This window comes from Bartonella sp. AP40SXNS, assembly GCF_042195825.1.
In the GTDB taxonomy this organism is placed as follows: Bacteria; Pseudomonadota; Alphaproteobacteria; order Rhizobiales; family Rhizobiaceae; genus Bartonella.
The window spans coordinates 254,412-281,044 of sequence record NZ_JBHIPB010000003.1 but is presented as its reverse complement, the minus strand read 5'-3'; the positions used below and the strand labels follow the sequence as shown (position 1 = coordinate 281,044).

Sequence of the window (26,633 nt, the reverse complement as noted above, 5' to 3'; positions counted from 1 at the left end):
GACAACCTCAGACAACCTCAGACAACCTCAGACAACCTCAGACAACCTCAGACAACCTCAGACAACCTCAGACAACCTCAGACAACCATATGAAAGGCTTTTAAAAAAAATTTCCTCATCGAAAATTTTTACAAGGTATTTTTTTAGATTATACTCTGTTTTCCACCTAAAATGTTGACTTTATCACCTGATAATCAAAGAAAAATGTTTGATCACCTTGCATGCTGTGTCAACCTTTCCCCAAAGGACAAAGCCCACACCGGTCTTTAAATAATGCCAATCAATAAACAATGGTTTGTAAACAATCTGGCTTCTTATCTAACAGATTTAACTTGGCTTTCCCCTTCAAATGCCTCTTTGTAATGCGTCCCTATTTAGAGTTACTCTACAAAAAGCACTGCTTTAGGAATACTCACAGACGAAAAACACCCTATGCATAAAATTTTAACCGCATCTCAAACAATGGTATTTTACAACACAACGGAACAAACTATTGTCTTACAGATTTTCTCGTATCACTCTCATCCTGTTTCAAGAAGTTTCCTGATAAGCACAAAATGCCATCTCAGAGAGTTCAATGCCTCACCATACGTTACAACGCATCACCAACCTGCTGCTTCTAGCCAACAGTACACCCATTTTGAAAGCAAAGAGGAGCCTTTTTTCCTACATGCTTTGCCAAAAAAGGGAGTGCTTCATTTTGCCTTTTCTCGCTTTAAATAAACATATCTGTTGACCTCTTCCCACCACCCTCAAAGGACAAAGGTTTTAGCCCCACATCGGTTTGTAAACAATCCAACTCCTCTGAAGGAGCTCCATATCTGCTCATTATTTATATGATTCACTTGCATAATACTTAACCAAGCAAATCCTCCCCAGAACAGTTACTAATGTATTAAATACTTTAAGCTATCTTACTGATATCACCAGCTTCAATAATAGTGTTTTAATGACGGTACTTTAAGCTATAATAGGATAAAATTATCTAGGGGCTTTTTGTCATCGCACAGCAGCGGTTTAAACCCAGCACTTGAAATAATGGATCACGATACCACAAGAGAGAGGCATTTGGGATAAAATCTTTATTCCTCAGCAAAAAACGCCATGAATAAAGAAAGTTTTTTGTTCTCCCCCCTACCTTCAATAATCACTGTCTTGATCCTCTAAAGAACAATAGGCAAACTTACCTTTAGACATCCAACAAAGGCAGCACAAAAAATAAAAGAATAAAGAGAGTTGAGTTTTTTTTCTAAAGCGCCTCAAAACTTTCTGCACAATATATTCTATAAGACTTTTTTCATAACAAACATTTTGCAAGCATTTTTATCTTTCTCTCACACAGCTTTCATTCTCAGGCTTTGACAGCATAAACCACCGCCACATTGACAGGGCGTGTTTCATCTCCCCCTGTTTTTTGCAACAAGACCTTATGTTCATGCTCTCCCGCAGGACCTGTCAACAAATTTTTATTGTAAATTTGAGCCAGATTTCTATAATATTCACCGTGATTCATATCCCAAACTACCTTTTCAACCTTTGGATAACTATGCTGGTGGTTACCTGTTGAATCTGTTTTTCCTTCATGGGTATGAGATTTAAAAGACTCTTCTTGTCGACTTCCCAAGCGACGTCCTTTATCAATTTCTTTTCCACTATCGAGCCCCCGTAAAAACATTCCACGCAAATCGGGAACATTGAATGTTGTTCTCCCATCTCCTTTTCCCCATGTTTCTCCCAAAACAGCAAAAAGATTGGCATAGCTCCTTCGCGAATATTCTTTACCATCACAGAGTAACCATCCAGAGGGTATTTTTTCTGTAGCAAAAGTCCCAATAAATCCAGAAGAAAAAGTTTCAGGCAAAGGAGGAAAGGGAGGGATTTCAGGAAGTTTTATAGTAGGATTGGTTAAAAACCAGCCATCAGCATTTTTTCCGGCAATATCACGCGTATAGACGACTTCATAAAGCCCCCCCTTTTGAATTTCTCCGCCCTTTAAAGGCATAATACCCTCTGGCGTTGCCATATAAGTTGGTCGTGGTAGCAATTGATTTAAAGAAATATTTGTTATTCCTCTGTTGACGCCTTGTGCTTTAAAGCGCACAACAATGCCATCCATATAAGTCTCAAAAAAAGACTTTGTTGCCAAACGAAGTGACGTTCTCTCGTTTTCCACATCGACAGTAAACTGTGTTTCAATCCCGCCCCCATTATCCAACAAATATTCTTTGATGCGTTGCATCATAGCGCGAGCACTATCATTGACTGTGCTTGGCGGTTGCCCTTCTGCCCAGTTTATACTTTCATCGGCATAAGCATTTTCTGATGCAACAATTGACCAATCATAAATCGAACTCATAGAAGATACTCTTTTTTCAAAAAGGGAAAACGAGCAAAAAATGAAGAAAAGAAAGCCGCAACTTTATTTTTAGATGCCGGTATTTTTTCCATTTTCACTTTTTCCATTTTCAAACCTATTTTGTCATAATCAACATGCAATAACTTTGTTTTTGCATTGACATAAACAGCTTCAGGCTTCACACGCAACACATCTTGCGCCATAACGCCCTGATAACGTTGTGGATTTCCTTTATAATTAAAGGTATAAAGTGGATATCCCTTTTTCTGCCCCACAGGGATAATATTTTCTTTTGCTCTCACGTCACAAAGCCCTAAAATTCCTCCGACCAATCCAAGCACTTGCTGCGCATCACGCAACGGATCTTTTGTCACAGAAGGTATTGTTGTAGATTTTCCTGAAGTTGTGCCGTAATTTCCAGCGGCCTGTGTTCCTACCTGTAACAAGCGTTCTAAGCGATTCCAATCTTGATTATCTTTTTCTGACCATTTTTGGCGCTCCGCATCTAAGACATTTTGACGATTCATATCTTGAATCATTCCTCCTTTCAAAGCATTGCTTTGCGCATTACTCTGTCCTTGATAATAGCTATTTGCTGCATTAACCTGATCCTGCTGAGAGCGATCAATCATCTGGTTCGCGTTCATCATATTATTAATATCTTGATTATATTGCTGTACCGCAGCATTTGTTGCCAAAGCGCCTAACTCATCGGCCAGCACACCAGTATGAGCGCCAGAACCATAACGTCCTGCCCCAGACATAGATTGATTAATCGCATCAGAAGTTTTATTCAAAGCATTTTGCAATGCAGTATTAAATTTACTATTGCTTCCAATCCAGCTTCCCTTAGCCATACCGGAAAGATTTGTAGCGCTGTTGGTTGGTGCATTCAACCATTGCGTTACCGTTGGATTATTATAGAGCCCAGCTGCTTGTTGTAAACCAGTTAGCGCATTTTTTGTCATATCGCTAAGACCGGCAACTCTCTCTCCCTGATAAACGTTTCCGCCAATTCCTTTATTATAAAGTCCAAGCGCGTTAGCACTGGCTTGTTTAAGAATATCAGCCGCCCAAGCGGGTGGTGCATTTGTTTGTGTTGTTGTCTGTACTTGAGGTGTTTTTTTTCTACTCATGAACCCAGAACCTTTCTATATTGAATAAGATTACGAGAATATCCGTGATGAGCGAGCTTTTTCGCCCATCCAGTTCTTCCAAACATGTGCATTTCGTCCGCATTGATTGTTCGCGCCCATTTTTCGACTTCATCAATCAACTTGACCAATTTCAGCCCTCCCTCTCCCGCAAGATCTGAGAGAACGACGCATTTTTTTCCCGTATGGGTTATTTCAACTTTGGTAATTGCAAAAGCACTAAATTGGATTTTATTTTTTAAGACCAGCCACAATTGTGCTTGTCCTGTAGCGATTTCTTCAGCAATTTTTTCCAGACAAACATCATCCGGAAAGCGCTGCGCATATTTTTTCAATGCAGCATTGAGTGCCTCTTGATAGGGAGCTATTTTTTCCCATGGCCACTGCTCTGTCAGATGAGCAGAATATAAATCTTGACTCTCAAGCATCATAATTTGGGCTCTTTTAGCTTTGTCATTTCCCTCATTTGAGCAATACGCGTCCCCACACGTACTTCACGCGTTCGTGCTTACCGCACAACTTTCAAAAAGAAGAAGAGAGACACCACAACAAAAAAGAATTCCCCATCATCCCTTGTAACAAGAAATAGGGAATACGCCATTCCTACTTTATAGAAACCATGGTGCAGCCTATTTTTCCTTTATTGCAGAAAAGCATGAAACATAACGCACCACATTGCTCTTCATACTATAAAGACACAGCTTATCGCATTGTGCCTTTGTTTATAAAGGCTTGGGAAGCCTATGGGGCATTTGTTCTTTAATAATAGAGGCTTTGAACCTATCGCATGGTATTACAAAAGGTATGCCTATCGCATGCCGGCAGACGTCAATTCCACATCAAATCCGGTGACATGAGTCCAATTCACCCCTTCAGGAATACGCAATTTAAAGCGATAAAACCGTGCCCTTGCGCGACAATGAATTTGTCCAGTATTATAAGAGGGTTGTTTTTCTGGCAACCAAACAGTTTTCTCTTCAAGAGATTGTCGAAAGCGCATTCCCACAGATAAATAAAACTTTCCACTATTGACTTGAGGCATAATATTTTTCACGCGTGTTATCATGCCATTTGTCTGTCCCATTTCTTGTGATATCACCACACAAGCCATAGGACACCCAGAAAACGACCCCAGTCTGCCCTGTTGATCAAATGCCCCCAGCATAGGTGATTCATTTCTCCACACTTTACTATCAAGAGAAAAGGACAAATCGTCAATATTCTTAGTCACAAAATCAAGACCTTCTAGGGTTGTTCCGGCTAAGAAAATAGGCAATATCATTTTGATATCGACGAGAGCTTTTGTCCATTTTTGCAATCCCCAATCATAAATGAGCAAGATCCGTTTATGAATGTTCTCATCAGAATCAACCATCCAATAAACACGATTATACACCCCATCGATAGCAGCAGACAGGGTGTACAGATTATCCTTCCTTGATTTTGCTGTCATCGTTCGATCCACTTTTTCGAACCCAATAGGGATAATCTGTCCCTCATTTGTTATTTGATAAAAACCGCCCTCATCGGCAAAGAATGCTAAATCGCCCCGACAAACGATTGATTCAGCATTTTTAGCGCCTCGTTTATCGTGGATTTTTTGGAAACTAAAAATAATCTTTGATCCAGGGATAAAAGAACCGGCATAGATTGCAGAACGCATAAAGATAATTGGATTTGTTGTCTCGGTTGCCCCTTGGACGAATCCGCCATCAGGAAAATCTTGATAATCACAACTTTTTTTCCCCACGGTCCAAAATTCAGCATCATTCAATCCAGACCAATGAACCCGTCTTGGATTTTCGGTTAATTTCATCAAACAAACGAAATCTCCCCAGATTCGAACAATCCCCGCTTGTGGCGGATTACCTCCTAAATTTCTAAATGTTTTATCATGGTTAATATCGATCACTTGTGGTCTATCATTGGCATTAACAGCAATGATCAAATCACCAAACAAAGCAAAAGACCACGGAGCATCGATATTAGCAAGATAAGATTTTCCTTTTTGGCTAATATCCCTCCACTTCATTGTTGTATTATCAAGCAAGTAGATTTTTTCTCTTGTCCCAGCAATAATAGAAACCCCATTTTTTGTTTTAACCGCAAGAGCGCCTAAAATTGGCTCCGGACAAGGCTCTGATAAAGGTTCAAAACTTGGCATAGGAATATAGGAGCCATCAGCTGGAAGCACATTAACAAGTTCATCAGTAAAAATTCCATTGATATCCGCCACATCGGGTCGATAATCAGCGATTGGGAAAAAAGCCATCAAGACCCCCATAAAATCTTTGAAGAGCCCAGTGCCATTCAAGACACCAAGGCTTATTAATAATAAAAAAAACTACAAAAGCCCTTAGAACAAAACTCTAAAGGCATAAAATTTAAGAAAATAAACAACCTTAGGTTGTTTAATGCATCAAAAAAACGATACCATCAATAATAGCCACCCCAACGCCATCCACCAGCGCCTAACCAAAATCAACTGCCCGCAATCACCCACAATGACGGGGGAAAAAGCCATTAAGACCCCCATAAAATCTCTAAAGAGCCCAGTGCCATTCAAAACACCAAGGCTTATTGATAATAACTAACCATAAAAGCCCTTAGAACAAAACTCTAAAGGCATAAAATGCAAGAAAATAAACAACCTCAAGTTGTTTAATTCATCGAGCAAAATGTGACCATAAAGAATGGTGGAGCCCAACGCCAAACACCAGCGCTTCACCATCAACACCCAACGCGCATCCAACCATAAAGGACAAACTAACCTTCAACACCCGCCATAAACGATTTCGAAAAAAGCCTTTTAAAAACGCATTGGACGAATTTTTGAAGAACCTTTTCGACGCGATGTTTCAATACGCAAAGCTTGAAGCTGTTCTTGAAAATCTCTGAAAGAAACGGCGGCATATTCAGGATCTTTAAGGATATTTTTATACAATTCATATTTTGCCCGCGCTTTAATAAGATCAAAAGCATGAAGCAACCAAGGATTATCATCTTCTCTCAGCTGTTCATCCGCAATATGAATAGGAGCATACGAGAGCTTTACGGTTTCCACATGTTCTGGTGTTGGAAAGAGACCTATTTTTTGATCAAGGTACGTATAAAAGAATGGCGTTCCCAGTACAGGATGCGCGCCATATTGTTGATGCAACACTTCCAAGGGCTTAAAGAACAATTTTGTTGGTGTTTCATCGTTTGTTGCTAAAAAGACGCTCTCTAAAACCTTTTCTGATTTAATACAAATTCCCTCTTCTTGCCCATACCATGTTTTACCACTTTGTGTTTTAAACGTCCTTTCTCTTTTTTCATTAAAGAAAAAGGGTTCGCGTTCACACAAACGCAAAGCCGTAAAAATTGAATCTTGAATTTGCAGGGAATATTCCGCTGTTGTATCGTCAATTTCATCTTGAATAAGCGCGACCATATAAGCAAAAGTTTTAGAATGGTCTGAATGTGTAAGGTTTAGATTTTGGGGATCAGTGGATAAAGTGGTCATAAGCCTGTCCTTGTTTCTGGAAGCATTTTAAATTTTTCCCCCAACAGATCCCTCTTGTTGGGGGAAGAGAGCAAACATTCGCTTTAAGCGGGCGCTCCATAAGTTGGGATGACGATAGTGCCAAAATCCTGAGCCCCTTGCGTACTTCCTGGCAAGGTAAAGCAAGTTTTTTTCATACCGATAATGGTTTTTGCCGCGACCCCGAATTCTCTTTCATAGTCGAAGAGTTCTTCCACCAATTTATAGCGTGTTGCTCCTCGATCTTTACCAAAAGCAATCACAGCACTCTGCGCACCAAGTAGAACAGCCCGCCGCACATTTGGTACAGCTTTATTTGCCATCCCAGATTCAACCCCTTCGGTAATATGTTCAGCTTCGCGTAAAACCACACCATTATACATGCCCAAAGACCCATCATAGAGCGGATTTTTGATACGACTTCCACTATAGATTGCCTTAGTAATGTCGAGCCATTGCCCTGCATCTGTATTGGTTCGCAATTGCGTCACTTGGGTTGGATGGAGATAAAGCACATAGACATTTTCACCATCAATCCGCACAGGTCTAATTTTAGGATTTGCCAATTTAGCCCGTTCGACAGCTTTATCAATGAGCTTAAGATCAAAAACATCGCCTTCTTTTAAGTCCTCATCCTTTGCTTTATCGTTAGGACGTACCACGCGTTTATTGGTTGGTGCCGTTGGCGCATTAAACCCATAATGGACAGGTTTAAGAGTAATCGTACGTCCCTCAAAGTTAATAGCTTTTGCGGTATAACCACACACTTGAATGAAGAACATCATACTCAGACGATCTGCATACCAATCAACCAAACCATTTTTTGCCTCGGTGCGCAAATCATGGAGAATTCGTTGCTGATCAATTGTTCCCTCATTTTTGACACGCACAGCATGAACGAGTTCATTAATTGCCAAGCGATCATTGAGAAACTGTAAAGCTTCTTCATTGCCTTCCAATGTCTGCCCTTCACTCACCCCATCGCCTAGCAACTGCACACGCAAATTAAAGCTAATGGCATCCCCACTTGCTTTCGTGGTTTCATCCTTTAATTGTACGATACTGTTTGAATCATTTCCAATCAACGGTGCAATTGGAATTGCTTTTGAGACTTCTTGGTTTAATAATTTAGACCATGTGCGCACTGCCATTGGGTCATTAAGTCCGATATAAGTTACGGTCATTTTATCCTCTAAAAGTTTTCTTGACATAAAAAAACCCGGCAAAGCGCCGGGCGCTCAAAACACCACATTTCATTTCAGATGGTGAATAGGTTGTTCGTGAGTTTTATCTAATTTCTGTTAGCGTCTTCCTCCTCCTTATAAGAGCTCTCCTCACCGCATCCGTTCTTTGAAACATCTTCTCTCCCCACTCCCCCCGCCCCCGTTCCCTCAAAAAACACCTGCCACCTTCACGCACCAAAAGCCGCTCCACGTTCCCGCAAAAGACCCTGCCACATTTTTGTTTTTAAAATTCTCTTCCCCCCATTAAACGATTAAAAGAAGCTTTATTTTTAGGATCAGCAACCCAAGCGCTAAATTCTGCTTCTGACATTTTATCAAGCATATCCAAAGAAATCGGCCCATTTGGCGTTAAACCGTTATAAGCAGCAAGAGTACGCGCAGAATTGTGTCTTTCCTGTAAATTTTCATCCATGTTATTGGGAACATTTGTGTAGCCAATTTTTTGTGCAATCGTGTAAATCACTTCAGCGGGGTTTTGATTTTTTTGCGCACAATCGCGCAAGATCTGCTTCAACTCATCACCAATTATCGCATCAATATTTTGGGGATCTGCCATCTCAGGATAGAGCGAAGCACAAGCAGCCAACTGTTTAGCCCGCGTTTCATAAATAAAATCGGCCGCTTGATCAAAATCATGATGTTTTTGTTTAACACTGGCAACAGACTGTTGATAGAATGCGTGCAACTGTTCTGCTTCACAAACAGTCGGCTTATCTTGGGGTTTTTCATGTAAAAGCCCTTGTTTTTGGAGTGTTTTTCCCAACCATTGCATATAGCCCATGAAGTCTTTTTGTGGATCTGGTGGAACATCTTCTCCCCCTTGAACCTCTTTTCCAGCCTTTTGCGAAGAGGACTGTTGTTGATGCACTTGCCCTTGGAAATTATCTTCAAGAGTTTTTTCTTCTCTTGCAATTTCACCATCTTCTCCCTCTTGTGTTGAGACCAGAAAATCTTGTTTCAATTGGTTTTGTTCTGCCGGCGTTAAGTGTTCTTGATCCATGACATTAGCCTTTTCTTTTTTTAAACAATAAAATCAAATTTTTCAGATAAAACAGCCTGTGAGCATTTATTCCCTCAATGCTCTCCCATCACTTGGGCTCCACCATTCCCCCAAAGCTCTCCACCCCATATAACGGAAAGACTCCCCCTCTCCACCTTGCTTTTCCCAACAATCCAGCCCTATAAAACAGTTCTTTTGAGAAAAGGGAGCCCATGCACTATGGAAATCGATAAGCCCATTTTGCGCCCACCATGCCCCACCAAGTTCACCCCATATAACGGCAAGACTCCCTCTCTCCACCTTGCTTTTTCCCCAACAATCCTGCCCTATAAAACAGTTCCTTTAAGAAAAGGGAGCCCATGCACAACTATGGAAATCGATAAGCCCATTTTGCGCCCACCATTCCCCACCATGTTCACCCCACATAACGGCAAGACTCCCTCTCCACCCTGTTTTCCCCAACAGGAATAGTCCCATAAAACAGCTCTTCGAAGATAAAGGAAGACGACATTATGCTATGGAAATTGTATCGATAAGCAATTTCTGGTAGATGGAATTTATCAGAAGTCGCGCATGACAAAGCGTCCTATTGTTGAGCCTTTACTGTCTGCAACATCTGCATTATCTGCTCTGTTCCCACATTACCCCCCATCTGTGCTGAGGCATTTTGCTCTTCTTGAAAAGAGTTTTGCGCCTTTATCGCGATTTTATGAATGAGTGAAGCCGGTAAAGGCGAATAGCGTAAAAGATCGAGCATAATCTCTGGCGTTGCAAAATTTTGCATCAAAGGAAGCAATTGCATGATTAATGCAAAAGTACGCTCTTTTTCATTAAGACTTGTTGGCGCATCATCCACGACAATATCATATTCCAAACTAGTCACCATTTCGCGTGTCAGTGGAACATATTGAGCATTTTCATCCCCGGCAATACGGACCAACCGCCCATCGGAGAGATAATTTTGAATAAGATAGAGAATAATTTTTCCCTGTCGTTGCCGATATCGACGCAACCCATCAAAAAAGGAAGCCAAAAGATTAAGTGACGATTGTCGCCGTTGTTGTTCAAGAATGCCAGGCTGATTGACAGCTCGCGTCCCAATAAATTCAGAAGACAATCCCGTCACCTGTTCGAGAGCGCTCTTTGCTTCATTAAACAATTGAAAAAATCCTTGCGGAAATTGCGCCACGGGTTTAGGCTGGATTCTTCCCCCAGAGACAGCCCCACTTTTCAACCAAGTAATGCTATCGGCTCTAGCCCAACTCTCGACGGCTTGTCGATCATCATCAAAAGCATCGCGTTCTGCCATAATGCCGCCTTTTGATTGGCTATTGAGCAAATGCATTACTTGACTAAAATATTTGTTTGCCCACCGTTGCGGATCTTTTGTAGGGCGCACAATTCCGTAAAATTGCCGACTTAACTTATCAAAAGTACCGGTAATACACTCCCATCCCAATTGATTGGGTGGAACCAAGGGCTTATCAGGCGCTTCAAGCAGCTTTCTACCTAAAAATACCCGTTTGACAATTTTTCTGTTCAACCTTGTTGCTTGAACATGAGGAAAGGTTTTGCTTAAATTTTGGAAATCCTGCTCTGAATAATCGACAAACCTTCCACTTTGAGGCTCGAGAACTTTATAAACCACCTCGCGTTCAAACCAGCGACATTCTGCCAATGTCACCATTTTAGGACGTTGATAGCCGCTCCCCTCTTCTCCTTGATACCCCCTCTCGGACTGATAACTTTGTGTCATCCCATCGCTGGTTGAATGTAAAAAACTCTGATGTTTAACCCAATCCGCATTAAGGTCACTCCAATGAACATTTGGAAACATTTCCTGCGCTACGGCAAGAGGTTTTTCATCGATATACCATAAGCGTTGAGCATCAATGAGATTAGACTTAACAGCACTTGCATCCCACACCATTTTCATAGGATCCAACCGCGCAATGATTGGTTTTCCTTGGGGATCTTGTTCATAATCAAGGCGTGTATCTGTCCAGCCCATACCGCAAATAATTGCATCTTGAAAGGCATCGGAATCTTCGTATTCGCCGTCGGCTTCATCGCGAAACCATTCGGCTGCTCCTGTTAGAATCTGATTAGCAAAGGCTGCACCTTCTTGTCGTGGAATAAATTGGACTTGTCTTTTATTATTGCGCTCAGCACCGATCACAGCATTAATTAAAGGTGCAATACGGTTAAAAGTCATCACCGGTCTGTTTTGTTCGTGCAAGACGGCAAGGTCTTGCTCATTCCATTGCCGCCCATTATAAAAATCGTAATCTTCTTGGGCATTTTTTCGCCATTTTTCGACATGGGTAATATCATCCTGATACCATCCCACGAGTTTTTTAAAGAGAGCTTGATTTTCAAGCGTTTCGGTTTGATCAAAAGAAGAAAAAGAAGAATTTGTAGACATATTCATTAAAAAGCCATCCATGAAGTTTGAGAATGGTGAGAAGAGCGATAAGTTTTTTTTCGCACTCTAGCATTTGGTTGTTCATAAGCCACACACATCAGTCCAAAGGCATCGGCCCCATGGCTAGCCCAATCATGTTCAGCCCCTAGACCAATATTGCGCTGTTCATCACGCTTTTCATGATACCAGGCGAGCGCTTTTCTCCCCGCAGATGTTGTTTCACGATTAAACCATAGTGCAGGAAACAACCGCCTTACGGCTTCGATACGCATTTTAACAGCGCCTGTTCCTTGATTAGGAATTATTTTGGTTTGAAAACCAGCTTGTTGAAGAGCACTTTCAAAACTCACATTATAGACACGATCTTTTGTTGCGCCATCATGAGGCAAGACCATAAGAGCCTTATCATATCCCTTTTGAAAGACCCACCCCACATGCTCTGAGAGAGGTTGTCCTTGGGCTTCATAATAATCGAGCACTCGGATTTCCCTTCCAACAAACTGCGCCACCCACAATGCGGTAGCATCGGCCTTTGCGCCTGTTCCCCCGATATCCCAAAAGATTCTCACCTGCATCAAAGGGTCCCGTGGAACAGTGGTAATCCGCCCTTCCATCTCGGCTTCGAGCAGACATTTTTGATAATAAGCCCCTTGGACAGCTTGGAGATATTCGCCTTCCCAAATATGGTTATACTGCTCTGGTCTTTGCTGCAAATCGTCCATTCGATCACGATTGAGTTTTTCAGGAAATTGCGGATTATCGCGCCAATTGATTTCCACCCCTTTGATATGAGGATTATCGACATTTCGGAAACGTTTTTCCACGGCTGCATTTTCATGGCATGGGTTCCATGTCACCCATAATTCTGCATTCCAATCTTTTCCTTCTTCGCGCAAAGTTGGAATAAGTGTTTGCCAAGCAGTTTCTGTCACGGGCTCGGCTTCATCGACCCAACAAAGGAAAACGCGTCCCATTGATTTAATACTTGCGATATTGCGATCAAGCCCAGCAAACACATAGACGATCCGTCCATCTTTTGATTTAATATATTTATCGCCGATTTCATAATAGTCTTGTAAAAAAGGATAAGCTTCGATAGCGCGTTTAATTTCCTCCAAAGAACTTTCATTGAGAGAATTTTGAAATTGCCGTGCACAAAGAATAATCCCGCGTTCTCCAGCCATTCCATGGCGATATCCCACCACGGCCGACATCAAAGCAAAAGAACGTGTTTTTCCAGAACCGCGTCCTCCCCAAGCGGCTCGCACATCGGCATTTCCAGTAAAAACAGGAATAAGCTTTGGAATAAGAGCTACTTGAGCCGTTTTCTGCTCAATTTTTTGAGAAATTTTCTGAACCGTTGTCATTATAAATTTTCATACTTTAGCAATAATTGCGCTGCACCCTTTTGCTTATCCCAAGTTTCATTATCCCAGAGCAATTGAATGAAAAGAGCAATTGAACGAAAAACGCCCTTCTCAAAAGCAGCGCTTTATCTTTTCTTCATCACACATATTCAATAAATTTCACTTTTTTGCATGAGATCCCCTTGACCCCACCTATGCGCCCCAAGCCCTCAAGGCACAAAAGCCCCACCCCCTCAAACACCGCGCCTGTCATCCCCCAACCACAAGCAAGGTATCCCCCAACCACAAGCAAGGTATCCCCCAACCAAATCATAGCCTCAGCACATGGCTCTCAGGCATATCCAAAGCCCAACATCCTCCAAGATCATGCCTCTCAAGCATCACCAATCCTCACACTTTATCCCCCAAGATACCCCCCCAAAACACATGCATCAGGCAAGCATAACACTTCTCTCAAGTTTCATGCCCCTCACCCATCAAAACACTGTTCCATATCCACCACACAAATACCCTGCACCAAATTCCCTCCAGCACACGGGCCCTTACGGCATCATTCACCAAAGCCCCTTCCCAATATCACGAGCGCCCACAAACACGATAGCCTCCGCTTCAATCCCCTCAAGATAGGCAATCACCAAAGCATCCCCCTTCCAAGACATCACCCCACATCATCCACCTCAACCTAACATTTTTCAATATCACAAACCTCAGTTATCGAGGTATCACACTTCTCCGGTTCAGTATTTTTGGGCTTCACTGGTACAATCTCAATACGCGAAACTGCTTTAACATCTCCCCCATTTCAATAACGAGAAAAGACCAAACCTTCACCAGAAATACAAAACAGCAAATATCATCAAGCACTCCCCAACATCTTTCAGGTATCGCGCCCCTCACACATCGCCATAAAAGCATCTTGCCCTCGCCGCTTCACACAGACCACCCCAGACACCATGCCCCCCAAAAACACCATATGCACCGAAGTCTCCTCCAGTCCACGTCCTCATGCATCCCCCCAACCAAAGCCCAACAACTTCACAGCTCACATGCCTAAAGCACTCAGCCCCTCACTGCAATTTCAATCATAAGCTTTCAGACAAACACCTAGCATTCCCGTTCAAAGACAATATCCCTTAAACATCATATGCCCAACCCAATATTTTCTCGTAGCTTCAAGCCTCAGTAACCAAAGCATCAGGCTTCTCCGGTTCAGTATTTTTGGGCTTCACTGGCACAATCTCAATACGCGAAACTGTTTTAACATCTCCCCCATTTCAATAACGAGAAAAGACCAAACCTTCACCAGAGGTCCAAAACAACAAATATCATCAAGCACTCCCCAACATCTTTCAGGTATCGCGCCCCTCACGCATCGCCATAAAAGCATCTTGCCCGCCCTTCACACAGACCACCCCAGACACCATGTACCCCCCAAAAAACACCATATGCACCGAAGTCTCCTCCAGTCCACGTCCTCATGCATCCCCCACCAAAGCCCAACAACTTCACAGCTCACACGCCTAAAGCACTCAGCCCCTCACTGCAATTTCAATCATAAGCTTTCAGACAAACACCTAGCATTCCCGTTCAAAGACAATATCCCTTAAACATCATATGCCCAACCCAATATTTTCTCGTAGCTTCAAGCCTCAGTAACCAAAGCATCAGGCTTCTCCGGTTCAGTATTTTTGGGCTTCACTGGCACAATCTCAATACGCGAAACTGTTTTAACATCTCCCCCTGCTTCTCCCGTAACCTGAAGAGGCAAGACTTTTGCCAGCAGCGAAAAAAAAGGAACAGGATTATTCAACGCATGATATTGAAGATAAGACACCAGCCCATCCTCACCATAGTGATATCCAGCCTGCTCAGCGGCTGTCAAAAGAGCTTCATTAAATCGCTTTGTTGTTTTATTCAAAGTTGTTTTTTTCCGCCCTTTTCGACGTAAGGGAAGACAATGTTCATCTACCATCATCATGTTCCTTCCAACTAAAGAAAAACCAATACTTCAAACACAAAAAATGACATGAAAATCAGCAACAAAATTTAACAAGCCATCAACAATAAAAAATGAGACCACACCCTAAAAGACAAGAACCCACATAAAGCCCAAACCCTCCGCATAATTTTACAGATACACGTTTTTACGCTTTTCCATCTTTACAGAAAAAAACCAAATGAAACGCCCACATCACCACCCCACGCAGCTCTGTAAACACGGATTTGTCAACAACTCAGCTTCTCACTCTAACGGATTCCCCTGCTGATTATTTCATATGGCTATCTCACACTTCAAAGAATGGTGTTTCATCAAACACGCCAGATAAACTCTGATCTAAAATTCGACTTCAAAAAGCAAATTTTCCTCTGCTAAATAAAGCTTCCACCCCGCACCGGTTTTAAACTATAATCCAACCTCTTACCCAATAAATTCCCCTACTAACATCAGATTACCGCCCCCAAACATCCCTATTTTACAGTATAACCGTACAGCAAACATTTTAATTGTTCTTGCCAATCTTCCGAAACTACTTTACTGATAGGCTTGTGTTTTTGATCGTCCACGCAACGGTCAAATAGGGAGTTGAAAACCCGAACGCTCGGTACATAAATTTATCCCGCTTTGCGGATATCCCGGAATTCCGGGAGTTTTTGCTATGTCCAAGTGCTTTTCAGCACTAAAAGCAAAAAGCTGATCCGAGTGTCAGTATTTTCAACCTCCCGGAATACTCATGCGAGGGCGCTCGCAACCGGAGGGGAGCTTGAAGTGCAAACTAAAAATTCACATTTCAATGATATTTCAATAGGCAAAAGAATCCGTCACAGACGCATTTCAATGGGGCTTTCTCAAAAGGAATTAGGAAGCCATTTAGGTGTCAGTTTCCAACAAATCCAGAAATACGAAAAAGGTTTAAATCGTGTAAGCGCGGGGTGTTTGCTCGAAATTGCCAAAAAACTAGAGGTTCCTATGAACTTTTTTTATGCGGACCTTTTAACAGCAGATATTCCCACAAAGGAAAATCTCTCACACCACGATCAAGACACATATAGCGAAAAAGAACACGCCCTTTTAAAAAACTTTAGAGAACTCGAAGCGAAAAAACAAAAAGCAATTTTGTGGTTAATTTCTGATTAGACAAAAGCACACCCATCAACATCCCTCGCCAATATATCCGACATCCTTAAAATATAAGCTTCAGATCACGACACCTCAAAGAAGGCAATTTTATCAGGCAAGACAGATAAGCGCTGCCCTAAAATATTCCCTCACACACTTTTCTCCAGTCAACGCGATTTATACCCCTCTTCATCCCAGCTTTCCCCGCTCCATTCACAAATGCGTCCCCTAGTTCTCCGACCACATTCCATGTCAAGACAAAAGCATACAACGCATAAATTCTTCACTTCACTTTTACAGATTCACGTTTTTACGCTTTTACATCTTTACAGAAAGCAACCAAATGAAACTTTTCCCCCAGCATCTTACACTGCGTTGTCAAGAATCCAACATCTTGTAGCAGTTTCCTCTTACCAAGCACTTAGACAGATCAGCACACCATACCCCTCAAACAACGGATTCAACAAGCAAGCCTTTTCTGAATATTCTTACACCCATCCCTCTCCAACACAAAGAGCGAAAGCTCCTACAAATACCGATCAATTCCGCTTCGAAGCAAAGACCCCACCCAAAAGACAAAGCTTCACACACACACACCAAAAAGCTTCTCCCACAGCGCCAATTTTCACATGCTCCATCCTAGCTTTCCACTTCATTTGCAGACTCGTTCCCCAGTCCTTTCCCCCCATTCCATGCCAAGACAAAAGCATACAACGCATAAATTCTTCACTTCACTTTTACGGATTCACGTTTTTACGCTCTTCTATCTTTACAAAAGGCAGCCAAACAAAATTTCCAAACTAACCCACCACTCAATAAACAAGAGTCTGTTAACAATCCCACTTTTTATCGAGCACATTGCATTTGGGCAACCACCTCTCACCACCCCTCAAAGAATACTGTTTCACCAGACACGGATAGATAACCCCTACCCTCCAATATCCAGACACTCTCACAAAAAGCACCGTATAAATTGATATGCTTGAAGGTCCCTCGACGGCATATCCTTGCCTCTAATGCCTCCATCTCACCCTACCTCAAATGACAATATTTTACAGCATAAGGCATAAGAATATAATGAGATAATTTTTAAGATACAAAAAAATGCTCTCATTTTCCAAATCTTTTAATTGTTCTTGCCAATCCCTTGAAATTACTTTATCACTCAAAAGGTGCCTTGATCGTCTACGCAGCGATCAATAGGGAGTTGAAGCCCGAAAACTCAAACGTTAATTTACCCCACTTTGTGGGTATCCCGGAGTTCCGGGAGTTTTTGCTATGTCCAAGTGCTTGTCAGCACTAAAAGCAAAAAGCTGATTTGAGTTCAGTGCTTTCAACCTCCCGGAATACTCATGCGAGGGCGCTCGCAACTGGAGGGGAGCTTGAAGTGCAAACTAAAAATCCAGATTTCGCACTTTTTTAAAAAGTACCCAATCTTATAGTCTTTGAAATTATTTTGATTTTTCTTGCCAATCTTCTGAAATTGCCTTATGAATTGATCTGTGTTTTTGATCGTCCACGCAACGGTCAAATAGGGATTTGAAAGCCCGAACGCTCAGTACATAAATTTATCCCGCTTTGCGGGTATCCCGGAATTCCGGGAGCTTTTGCTATGTCCAAGTGCTTGTCAGCACTAAAAGCAAAAGGCTGGCTGAGCTCAGTGCTTTCAAACTCCCGGAATACTCATGCGAGGGCGCTCGCAACCGGAGGGGAGCTTGAAGTGCAAACTAAAAATTCACATTTTAATGACATTTCAATAGGTAAAAGAATCCGTCACAGACGCATTTCAATGGGACTTTCTCAAAAGGAATTAGGAAGCTATTTAGGTGTCAGTTTTCAACAAATCCAGAAATATGAAAAAGGTTTAAATCGTGTAAGCGCGGGGTGTTTACTAGAAATTGCTAAAAAACTAGAGGTTCCTATGAACTTTTTTTATGCGGACCTTTTAACAGCAGATATTCCCACAAAAGAACATGCCTTACACCACGATCAAGATACCACCAGCGAAAAAGAACACGCCCTTTTAAAAAACTTTAGAGAGCTCGAAGCGAAAAAACAAAAAGCAATTTTGTGGTTAATTTCTGATTAGGCAAAAGCGCATCAATCGACATCCGTTGCCAATATCCCCCTCTGCCTAAAGCCTTGCCTGCCTGATATCACCACATCTCAAAAAACGGTTTACGGCACCGGTTTACGACATCATAGGATCAAACTTCAAAATAGGATAACAAACACCAAAACCTTGGAAAAACATCCCCACCCCTCTCACAGAATCTTATCAAAAGATCTCATCTGATTTAAACGCACAATTCCGATTGTATCATTATGATACCTTTTTACATTTACCTTGTCAAGTTTTTATATTTTTCTTTTGATATTTTTGTGTTTTTCTTTAAGGGGAGCCACATCCCTCAAAACACCTTTCCTGCAAAATGCCCCTCATACAAAACACAATGTCTAAAACAACAAGAGCTAAAATAGGATTTTTCCTAAATAGGCATCCCTCTAAATAGGCATCCCTCTAAATAGGCATCCCTCTAAATAGGCATTCCTCTAAATAGGCATTCCTCTAAATAGGCATCCCTCTAAATGGGCTTCCCCTCTAAATAGGATTTCCCCTCTAAATAGGCTTTCATTGTATTGCTCATTCACCCACTTATTAAAAAAAACACCTCTCAATGCTTCTCACACCCATTTCACGGATATCCCCATACAAATATAGATGCAACTATAATTGTTAAGCTCCGCATAGAATATAAACGCCAACCACAATTTTTCTCTCTTCACATCTCTTTACACATCAGCTCTGCAATCTGTTTACAGCTATTCCCCACACACTCTTCTCCAGAAAACGCACTTCAACAACACTCTTCATCCCAACTTTCTCCTCCATTCACAAATACATCCCCCAATCCTCGCACCACATTCCATGCCATAATAAAAGCTCTCACAAAGCACAAATCCTCCGCTTCATTTTACAGATTAACATTTCTACGCTTCTCCACATTTACAAAACGCAGCCAAGGAACGGTTCACCACCCCGCACCGCTCTATAAACAATAGTCTATAAACGAACCCAGCTTTTTGCCTAGTACCCCTTACAGTCTTCAGACGCCCCCCTCAAACGACAACACTTCATCAGGCTCAACAAATCAAGCCCTATCTCCTTAAAAATCGCCATCCTTCACGCATCTCTTTGCACCAACGCCTTACCCACACTCTCCCCCCTATCCATGCGCACACTCTCTTCATCCTCCATTCCCCCTTTTTCTCTCCCATCACACACTCACAACTTAACAGCACTCTTCATCCCAGCGTTCCCCGCTCCATTCACAAATACATCCCCCAATCCTCGCACCACATTCCATGCCATGATAAAAGCCCACACAAAGCACAAATCCTCCGCTTCATTTTACAGATTCACATTTTTACGCTTTTACATCTTTACAGAACGCCGCCAAAGGAAACTCCCAAACTACCACGCGACAATTTGATAAAAACAAAACACCTTTCCAACAATCTCAAACAACAGATTTCTGTAAAGAGTTCATATGAATTTGATTGTTTAGATCTGACTATTAGATTGGCATATAGAGCCGTAGAACAGAAAGTAATTTTCTATAAGACAGAAACGATAAAAGCGCTATATAACTGAGACAGAACATGAAGAATTGCAAACAGATAAAACGACATCTTTCTTCGTTACAACACTGAAATTGTAAACGAGACGACGAATAACTGTCATCTGAATATGTAATTTTCACGTCTGCAAATTTTTATTGATTAATTCAATCCCAACACTTCCCCTGAAACACATTTCTTCATTATCTACTTCTTTGAGACAAACCGGTAAAGGGGTTTCATCGATTATAAGTGCGGATATAATAACGCGTTACTCCAACCTCATCATAAGAAACCATAGACATGATACCTGTCTTTATTGGCGTTATTTGATAAGTCAAGATTACACCATTTTGCTGTTTGTTTGGTTGATCTGTATAGATTACGTTATATCCATTCCGTCGCAAGAGATCAATAAATACAGGAGTAAAGTTGTCTTCTGTTTTATTTTTTTTCACAATAAGTGTTGTTGTAGCGGGCGGTAAAGGTTTTTTAAGATTACGAACAAAATCGTTAGCAATTAATTTTACATCATCTTTCGTAATATTTGGACTGACATAACTTGATGAATAATTACTGATAGATGCACAACCAGCCACCAATACAAGCGGTAACGGAAATAAATATTTTGACATCTTAACTCCCCTATTAATTGCATTCTCTTCTGAGAAGCTCCTACACCAGAAATAAGAGCCTCCTTTCAAAGAATAGCCTTAACAACATACTGCTTTACTATCAAGCATTAGTTAATCACTTTCTCGCTTGTTAAAAAAACGACCACCATCTCTCATAGTACTCAAAGCTTATGTTTAAGACACAAAATATATATGTTAAAAGTACGAAAAAACACATGTAAAGCATGTAGTATACATATAGTATATGTATACTTACTTTCATGGTGTGTTGCATTACATAAACCAACGCACAGCACCCTTCATTTCCCCTCCATTCACGAAGACACTTCCCCCCAATCCTCGCACCACATTCCACGCCCCCAAAAGCCCAAAGTGACAAAAAACACGCACAATATATGAACCCATAAGTCCTTCATTTTACTTTTACGGATATACATTTTTACGCTTTTACATCTTTACAGAACGAAGCCAAGGAAAGGTTCACCACTTCGCACCACTCTATAAACAACGGTCTGTAAAGAATTCAAATGCTTGCCTAGTAAGTTTCCACCACTGACCACTCATTCGTTTCAGATCACCACCCTTCAAAGAGCTGTGTTTTACCTCATGAATAAGATAATTAGCGAACCGTCTTTAGAAAAAAGAAACGGCATGGAGATATCAAATATATCAATGGTCGTCATCGACTGTCGTGTTAAGAGGTGTTAACTCTTTATTTTTCTTAATTTTTACAACGCCAATAATTCCCGTGGAAATAATTAATGCGGACATCGCTAAAAAAGAGCTTAACAATCCCACGAGTGCCAAAAGTCCAGCAATAAAGCCAGACATTGCTTCCGCAGAGTTTGCTAACGTTGAAAAGGTTCCAAAACTCTTACCAAAATCTTCACGACGAGAATATAATTGAATAGCTGAGACTAAACCAATATCCACAAAGGCACCAATAAATCCTAAAACAAATGCTAACACGAGAAGAAATTTTAAATAAAGTCCTGCTGCTAAAGGCATAACAAACAGAATAACCCCATAAAGAAGCCAAAATATCATGAGCTTCAACGATGTAATATTTAATATAATTTTACTATATAACAAACCACCAACAATAGTTCCAACAGCCATGAGAGAAAAAATATAACTCACAAAGCTTTCCTCTCCCCCCACAAAAAGAACAAAAGCTGGAATTAAAAATCTTAAAATTGCACCCGTAAAGAGAATAGCAAACGACGATCCAACGAGCGTAATAAATAAATTATTATTTTCTGTAGAAATATATTTAAGATATGAAGCTGTTTCTCTATAAATTTTTATAAAATTGAATGATTTATTCTCGCTTGAATTTAAATTCATGAGATTAAATAACACGATAATAGATATAAAATAGGTAAAAAAATCAAAAATGAGTACTGCCGATTTATTTGCTAAAAAAAGCAGTATGGAACAAACCAAAGGGCCAATGACGGCTGCCGTTTCCATGATAATTTGAGCAATGCTATTGGCCTTTGTAAGATCTTTTATTGAAAACATTCTGGGAATAGCAGCTTGAAAACTTGGTTGGAAAATACTTCTTCCTATCGTTGTACATATTGCTGCAAAAATAAGAACAATGATATGTGCCGTACCTGTTATATAAGTTATAAAAACAAACAATGAAGCTAATAATCTAACAACTTCACTTAAGATCATATTTTTCTTCAAAGAAAAATTATCCGCTAACCAACCTCCTATAGGACCAAAAAAGAGAAAAGGGATAAATCGAAAAAAATACACAAGACCTGTAAAAAAGGTGTTATCTGTTAATTCTAAGACCAGTAAAATAAAAACAACTTCATAAGCATAATCACCAACTTTGGAAATAAAGAGAGAGCAAAAAAGAGCTAATGGACTCTTTTTTAAAAACAAATTCATATCAACCATCCGATGTTAAACTTTGCTACACTTAAAGTTACACTTCCTTCGCTACAATTGGTGATATGAACTTCAGAAGAGTCTTTTATTCTAATAAATCGCTTAATAAGTTAAGTGAAAACTTTTAAAGAAATACTCCTCTTGATATAAGCATTTACTCTAATATCAAGTAATATCTTTAAAAAAAGAAAGAATGTAAAAACTATGAGATCACAATCTTCCATATTATTACATTGACCTCCACCCCACGTCTCAAAGAATGAAAATTCCCAACCAGCACTAGTCTACAATCCCACAATAAAAAGCAACTTTCCCCACAAAATAAAGCTTACACCCAACCACTTCTCAAACGACAGCACGTCATCAGGCTCGACAAATCAAGCCCTATCTCCTTAAAAACCGCCATCCTTCACGCATCTCTTTGCAACACCCGCCTTACCCATACTCTCCTCCTATCCATGCGCACTCTCTTCATCCTCCATTCCCCCTTTTTCTCTCCCATCACACACTTAACAACTTAACAGCACTCTTCCTCTAAACTTCCATTCACGAAAACACGTCCCCCCAATTCTCGCACCACATTCCACGCCCCCAAAAGCCCAAAGTGACCAAAAACACGCACAATATATAATCCACAAATCCCCCCACTTCACTTTTACAGATTCACATTTTTACGCTTTTACATCTTTACAGAACAAAGCCAACGAAAGGTTCACCACCCCACACAGCTCTATAAACAATAGTCTATAAACGAACCCAGCTTTTTGCCTAGTACCCCTTACAGTCTTCAGACGCCCCCCTCAAACGACAGCACTTCGTCAGGCTCGACAAATCAAGCCCTATCTCCAAAACCGCCATCCTTCACGCATCTCTTTGCACCACCGCCTTACCCACACTCTCCCCCTATCCATGCGCACTCTCTTCATCCTCCATTCCCCCCTTTTTCTCTCCCATCACACACTTAACAACTTAACAGCACTCTTCCTCCCAACTTCCATTCACGAAGACACTTCCCCCAATCCTCGCACCACATTCCACGCCCCCAAAAGCCCAAAGTGACCAAAAACACGCACAATATATAAATCCACAAATCCCCCCACTTCACTTTTACAGATTCACATTTTTACGCTTTTACATCTTTACAGAATAAAGCTAAAGGAAAGGTTCACCACCCCGCACAGCTCTATAAACAATAGTCTATAAACGAACTCAGCTTTTTGCCTAGTACCCTTACAGTCTTCAGACCCCCCCCCTCAAAAGAAAATGTTTCATCAAACCAGACAAGATAAGCCCAGCCAAAAATATTCACCACACACTCTAAAAAACACCTAAATGTGGAAATTGATATACTTGATATCATCCCCCCTCCAAATAACGCCGTTTTATGGCACATTGATTTTTCTTGCCAATCTTCTGAAATTACTTTATCACTTAAAGTGTAATTTTGATCGTCTACGCAACGATCAATAGGGATTAAAAACCCGAAGACTTGACACATAAATTTATCCCGCTTTGCGGGTATCCCGGAATTCCGGGAGATTTTGCTATGTCCAGGTGCTTTGGCACTAAAAGCAAAAAGCTGAGTCAAGTCAGTGTTTTTAACTCCCGGAATACCAAAGCGAGGGCGCTCGCAACCGGAGGGGGGCTTGAAGTGCCAACTAAAAATCCACATTTTATCGACATTTTGATAGGCAAAAGAATCCGTCACAGACGCATTTCAATAGGACTTTCCCAAAAAGAATTAGGAAGCCATTTAGGTGTCAGTTTCCAACAAATCCAAAAATACGAAAAAGGCTTAAACCGTGTAAGTGCCAAATGTTTACTAGAAATCGCTCAAAAACTAGAAGTTCCTATGAACTTTTTTTATGCAGACATTGCCACAAAAGAAGATCTTTCAACAAAAGAAACCCTCTTACACCACAATCAAGAAACCTATAGCGAAAAAGAACACACTCTGTTGAGAAACTTTAGAGAGCTCGAAGCGAAAAAACAAAAAGCAATCTTGTGGCTAATCTCTGATTAAGCAACAGCACAACGATCAACATTATTCCATTCATATCCCCCTTAAGTCAAATTCAAACCAACACACCACCCCCCTTCAAAGAGCAGTGTTTTATGGCATAAATAGAATAGAAAATTTTTGATTTTTCTTGCTAATCTTCTGAAATTACTTTATCACTTAAAGTGTGATTTTGATCGTCTACGCACCGATCAAGAGGGATTAAAGGTCCTAAATCCGAGCGTAAAAATGAACCCGCTTTGCGGGGATTCCGGGAGATTTTGCTATGTCCAGGTGCTTCTCAGCACTAAAAGCAAAAAGCTGACTCGGATTCAGTACCTTTAACTCCCGGAATACCAATGCGAGGGCGCTCGCAACCGGAGGGGGGCTTGAAGTGCCAACTAAAAATCCACATTTTATCGACATTTTGATAGGCAAAAGAATCCGTCATAGACGCATTTCCATGGGGCTTTCCCAAAAAGAATTAGGAAACTATTTAGGTGTCAGTTTCCAACAAATCCAAAAATACGAAAAAGGCTTAAATCGTGTAAGCGCAAAATGTTTACTGGAAATCGCTCAAAAACTAGAAGTTCCTATGAACTTTTTTTATGCAGACATTGCCACAAAAGAAGATCTCTCAACAAAAGAAACCCTCTTACACCACAATCAAGAAATCTATAGCGAAAAAGAACACGCCCTTTTGAGAAACTTTAGAGAGCTCGAAGCGAAAAAACAAAAAGCAATCTTGTGGCTAATCTCTGATTAGGCAAAAGCACAACGATCAACGTTATTTGTTAATATATCAAACAACAAAACATCCTTAAATCAAATTCAGATCAAGACACCACACCCCTTCAGAGAGCAGTGTTTTACGGCAAATAGGATAATCAGCTGCATTTTTGTTGTCACTTATAATTTTCCAATGACTTTTGAATGCCTCAATTAATCTTTTTTATAGCACTTTCACTCTTTTTAAAGCTACTCTTTTTTAAGCTTCTTTCTCTGCTTCTTCTTTTAACTTCATGCCATTGGCGCCTTCGTACCTTTTTATTGTTTTTTCAATCTGATCATCAGTCCCTGCTTTAAAGACAATCATTGTTTCAAACGGACGAAATAATGACGATTGCGAAATATGAAAAAAGATATTCGTGCTCAAATTGCTTGGATCAAACTCGCTATACCCTGTACTTTTTAAGTCATGGATAGATATCGCTTTTTTTGACATAGCAAGACCAATAACATCGCTATTTTTCTCACCAAAATTTTGTACTTTTAAAAGGTTATTTTTAGCGTCATAAACTGTCGACATATCCATGACTTCGTTAAGAACGTGATCATTTATGTCAAATTGAGCATCTATGCCAAAAATGAATACAAGATCACGCAAAGAACAAGCTTTTTGAAAAAAACAAGCATTGTACAAACGTGAGGGAACCCCAAGACAGTTGACTGCTCGTCGAATGATTTTTATAGCAAGCTCATATGATTTTTCATCTAAACGATGATCACGAATGTCTGGAATGTAGATTTCTTGTGTTTCTTGTAACGGTGCATTTTCACTATTTAATGCACTATCAATAAGCTTTTCTAACCAATTGTAACTCTCAATATTATCCTGCTCTCGGACAGACGATCTGATCTCTTTTAAAAGATTGTCCAGCCCATACTCTTCTCTAAAAGCATGCTCTATTCGATCACACGTCATTAGAAATGTATAGTGATCTTCTCGTTTGTCCGGTATAGATGATGCTTCAATTTCTGGATCATTCACTTTAAATTGATCAACGCTTTCTCCACTTTTAACAGATATCGAATGCTCACCTCTAATAGTATCAAAAACTCTCGCCCCTTGCTCCTCCCTAAAAGAAAAGCCTTGTTCAAGAAACAACTTTAATGGATTGGAATCATCCGATGTTAACGACACATCTTGTATTAAAGAGTCCAAAATTTTCTTTTGAAGCTCAGCATCCCTTATTAACGAATCTTTCCTATCCTCATGAAATCCTTTAAGCTTTCTGGAATACGCCGATTATAACTCTTAACATCCTCTGCAAACCAGCTGTTAATTAATTCCTTGTTTGTGGCTAAGTTTGTAGCTAACTTCATGAGATTACACCCCCGCTTAAATTTCAAATGACCCTTTTTATCAATAAACTCCAATACAGTTCTTATTAAAGTTCTTGAAAAAAGTTCATTATCTGTTTCTTTTACTTAATATTTACCATATTATAGTTTATTGGTAAATGTTAAGTAAAATCAATTAAGATATAGATATTTTTAATATAC

Annotated in this window: 21 protein-coding genes; 4 read left to right on the top strand and 17 right to left on the bottom strand. The window is 40.6% G+C overall.

Annotated features, from left to right (window positions below; genetic code table 11):
• Positions 1–1,351 precede the first annotated feature (1,351 nt).
• From ACFILZ_RS03950 to ACFILZ_RS03895, 12 genes are all read right to left on the bottom strand, one after another.
• Positions 1,352–2,356 (bottom strand): phage tail protein, encoded by a 1,005-nt coding sequence (locus tag ACFILZ_RS03950; protein ID WP_375610678.1) that lies wholly within the window; start codon positions 2,354–2,356, stop codon positions 1,352–1,354.
• Positions 2,353–3,492 carry a tail fiber domain-containing protein gene (locus tag ACFILZ_RS03945; protein ID WP_375609349.1) on the bottom strand — a complete coding sequence of 380 codons (1,140 nt, stop codon included), beginning with the start codon at positions 3,490–3,492 and terminating at the stop codon, positions 2,353–2,355. Before ACFILZ_RS03945 ends, ACFILZ_RS03950 begins: the two co-directional genes overlap by 4 nt.
• Complete coding sequence (locus ACFILZ_RS03940; RefSeq protein ID WP_375607088.1) at positions 3,489–3,941, bottom strand: hypothetical protein; 453 nt, start codon at positions 3,939–3,941, stop codon at positions 3,489–3,491. The genes ACFILZ_RS03945 and ACFILZ_RS03940 overlap by 4 nt, the downstream gene beginning before the upstream one ends.
• 377 nt (positions 3,942–4,318) lie before the next feature.
• On the bottom strand, positions 4,319–5,782 hold the full coding sequence (locus ACFILZ_RS03935) for a hypothetical protein (protein WP_375610677.1): 1,464 nt from the start codon (positions 5,780–5,782) through the stop codon (positions 4,319–4,321).
• Between the two features lie 537 nt (positions 5,783–6,319).
• The gene (locus ACFILZ_RS03930) at positions 6,320–7,015 is read right to left on the bottom strand and encodes a hypothetical protein (protein WP_375607023.1); all 696 of its coding nucleotides are present in this window, start codon (positions 7,013–7,015) and stop codon (positions 6,320–6,322) included.
• A gap of 83 nt (positions 7,016–7,098) precedes the next feature.
• A complete protein-coding gene (locus ACFILZ_RS03925; protein ID WP_375610676.1) occupies positions 7,099–8,217 on the bottom strand; it encodes a N4-gp56 family major capsid protein in 1,119 nt (372 codons plus the stop codon).
• Positions 8,218–8,500: 283 nt separating this feature from the next.
• A complete protein-coding gene (locus tag ACFILZ_RS03920) occupies positions 8,501–9,277 on the bottom strand; it encodes a hypothetical protein (protein ID WP_375610675.1) in 777 nt (258 codons plus the stop codon).
• Positions 9,278–9,343: 66 nt separating this feature from the next.
• Positions 9,344–9,577, bottom strand: a complete 234-nt coding sequence (locus tag ACFILZ_RS03915) for a hypothetical protein (protein WP_375610674.1) — start codon at positions 9,575–9,577, stop codon at positions 9,344–9,346.
• A 42-nt stretch (positions 9,578–9,619) separates the two neighbouring features.
• Complete coding sequence (locus ACFILZ_RS03910) at positions 9,620–9,754, bottom strand: hypothetical protein (protein WP_375610673.1); 135 nt, start codon at positions 9,752–9,754, stop codon at positions 9,620–9,622.
• Between the two features lie 109 nt (positions 9,755–9,863).
• Positions 9,864–11,708, bottom strand: a complete 1,845-nt coding sequence (locus ACFILZ_RS03905; protein ID WP_375610672.1) for a portal protein — start codon at positions 11,706–11,708, stop codon at positions 9,864–9,866.
• On the bottom strand, positions 11,708–13,069 hold the full coding sequence (locus tag ACFILZ_RS03900) for a PBSX family phage terminase large subunit (RefSeq protein ID WP_375610671.1): 1,362 nt from the start codon (positions 13,067–13,069) through the stop codon (positions 11,708–11,710). The genes ACFILZ_RS03905 and ACFILZ_RS03900 overlap by 1 nt, the downstream gene beginning before the upstream one ends.
• A 1,642-nt stretch (positions 13,070–14,711) precedes the next feature.
• The gene (locus tag ACFILZ_RS03895) at positions 14,712–15,041 is read right to left on the bottom strand and encodes a hypothetical protein (protein WP_375610690.1); all 330 of its coding nucleotides are present in this window, start codon (positions 15,039–15,041) and stop codon (positions 14,712–14,714) included.
• Positions 15,042–15,836: 795 nt separating this feature from the next.
• Here ACFILZ_RS03895 and ACFILZ_RS03890 point away from each other — a divergent pair.
• Positions 15,837–16,205 (top strand): helix-turn-helix domain-containing protein, encoded by a 369-nt coding sequence (locus ACFILZ_RS03890; protein ID WP_375610670.1) that lies wholly within the window; start codon positions 15,837–15,839, stop codon positions 16,203–16,205.
• Positions 16,206–17,907: 1,702 nt separating this feature from the next.
• The gene (locus ACFILZ_RS03885) at positions 17,908–18,276 is read left to right on the top strand and encodes a helix-turn-helix domain-containing protein (RefSeq protein WP_375610689.1); all 369 of its coding nucleotides are present in this window, start codon (positions 17,908–17,910) and stop codon (positions 18,274–18,276) included.
• 1,771 nt (positions 18,277–20,047) lie between these two features.
• Here the strand turns inward: ACFILZ_RS03885 and ACFILZ_RS03880 are convergent.
• The 3 genes from ACFILZ_RS03880 to ACFILZ_RS03870 all read right to left on the bottom strand — a co-directional run bounded on the left by ACFILZ_RS03880 (position 20,048) and on the right by ACFILZ_RS03870 (position 22,348).
• Positions 20,048–20,443: a hypothetical protein gene (locus tag ACFILZ_RS03880; protein WP_375610669.1), complete on the bottom strand. Its 396-nt coding sequence runs from the start codon at positions 20,441–20,443 to the stop codon at positions 20,048–20,050.
• Positions 20,444–20,716: 273 nt separating this feature from the next.
• Entirely contained in the window at positions 20,717–20,848 is a 132-nt protein-coding gene (locus tag ACFILZ_RS03875; RefSeq protein ID WP_375610668.1) for a hypothetical protein, read from the bottom strand.
• Positions 20,849–21,112: 264 nt separating this feature from the next.
• Positions 21,113–22,348, bottom strand: a complete 1,236-nt coding sequence (locus tag ACFILZ_RS03870; RefSeq protein ID WP_375610688.1) for an MFS transporter — start codon at positions 22,346–22,348, stop codon at positions 21,113–21,115.
• Between the two features lie 1,651 nt (positions 22,349–23,999).
• Here ACFILZ_RS03870 and ACFILZ_RS03865 point away from each other — a divergent pair.
• Positions 24,000–24,371 (top strand): helix-turn-helix domain-containing protein, encoded by a 372-nt coding sequence (locus tag ACFILZ_RS03865; RefSeq protein WP_375610687.1) that lies wholly within the window; start codon positions 24,000–24,002, stop codon positions 24,369–24,371.
• A 370-nt stretch (positions 24,372–24,741) separates the two neighbouring features.
• On the top strand, positions 24,742–25,113 hold the full coding sequence (locus ACFILZ_RS03860) for a helix-turn-helix domain-containing protein (protein WP_375610667.1): 372 nt from the start codon (positions 24,742–24,744) through the stop codon (positions 25,111–25,113).
• A gap of 222 nt (positions 25,114–25,335) precedes the next feature.
• Here the strand turns inward: ACFILZ_RS03860 and ACFILZ_RS03855 are convergent, their stop codons facing one another.
• Together ACFILZ_RS03855 and ACFILZ_RS03850 are read right to left on the bottom strand one after the other, a co-directional pair.
• Positions 25,336–26,292, bottom strand: a complete 957-nt coding sequence (locus ACFILZ_RS03855) for a hypothetical protein (protein ID WP_375610666.1) — start codon at positions 26,290–26,292, stop codon at positions 25,336–25,338.
• A gap of 29 nt (positions 26,293–26,321) precedes the next feature.
• Positions 26,322–26,453 (bottom strand): hypothetical protein, encoded by a 132-nt coding sequence (locus ACFILZ_RS03850; RefSeq protein ID WP_375610665.1) that lies wholly within the window; start codon positions 26,451–26,453, stop codon positions 26,322–26,324.
• Positions 26,454–26,633 lie beyond the last annotated feature (180 nt).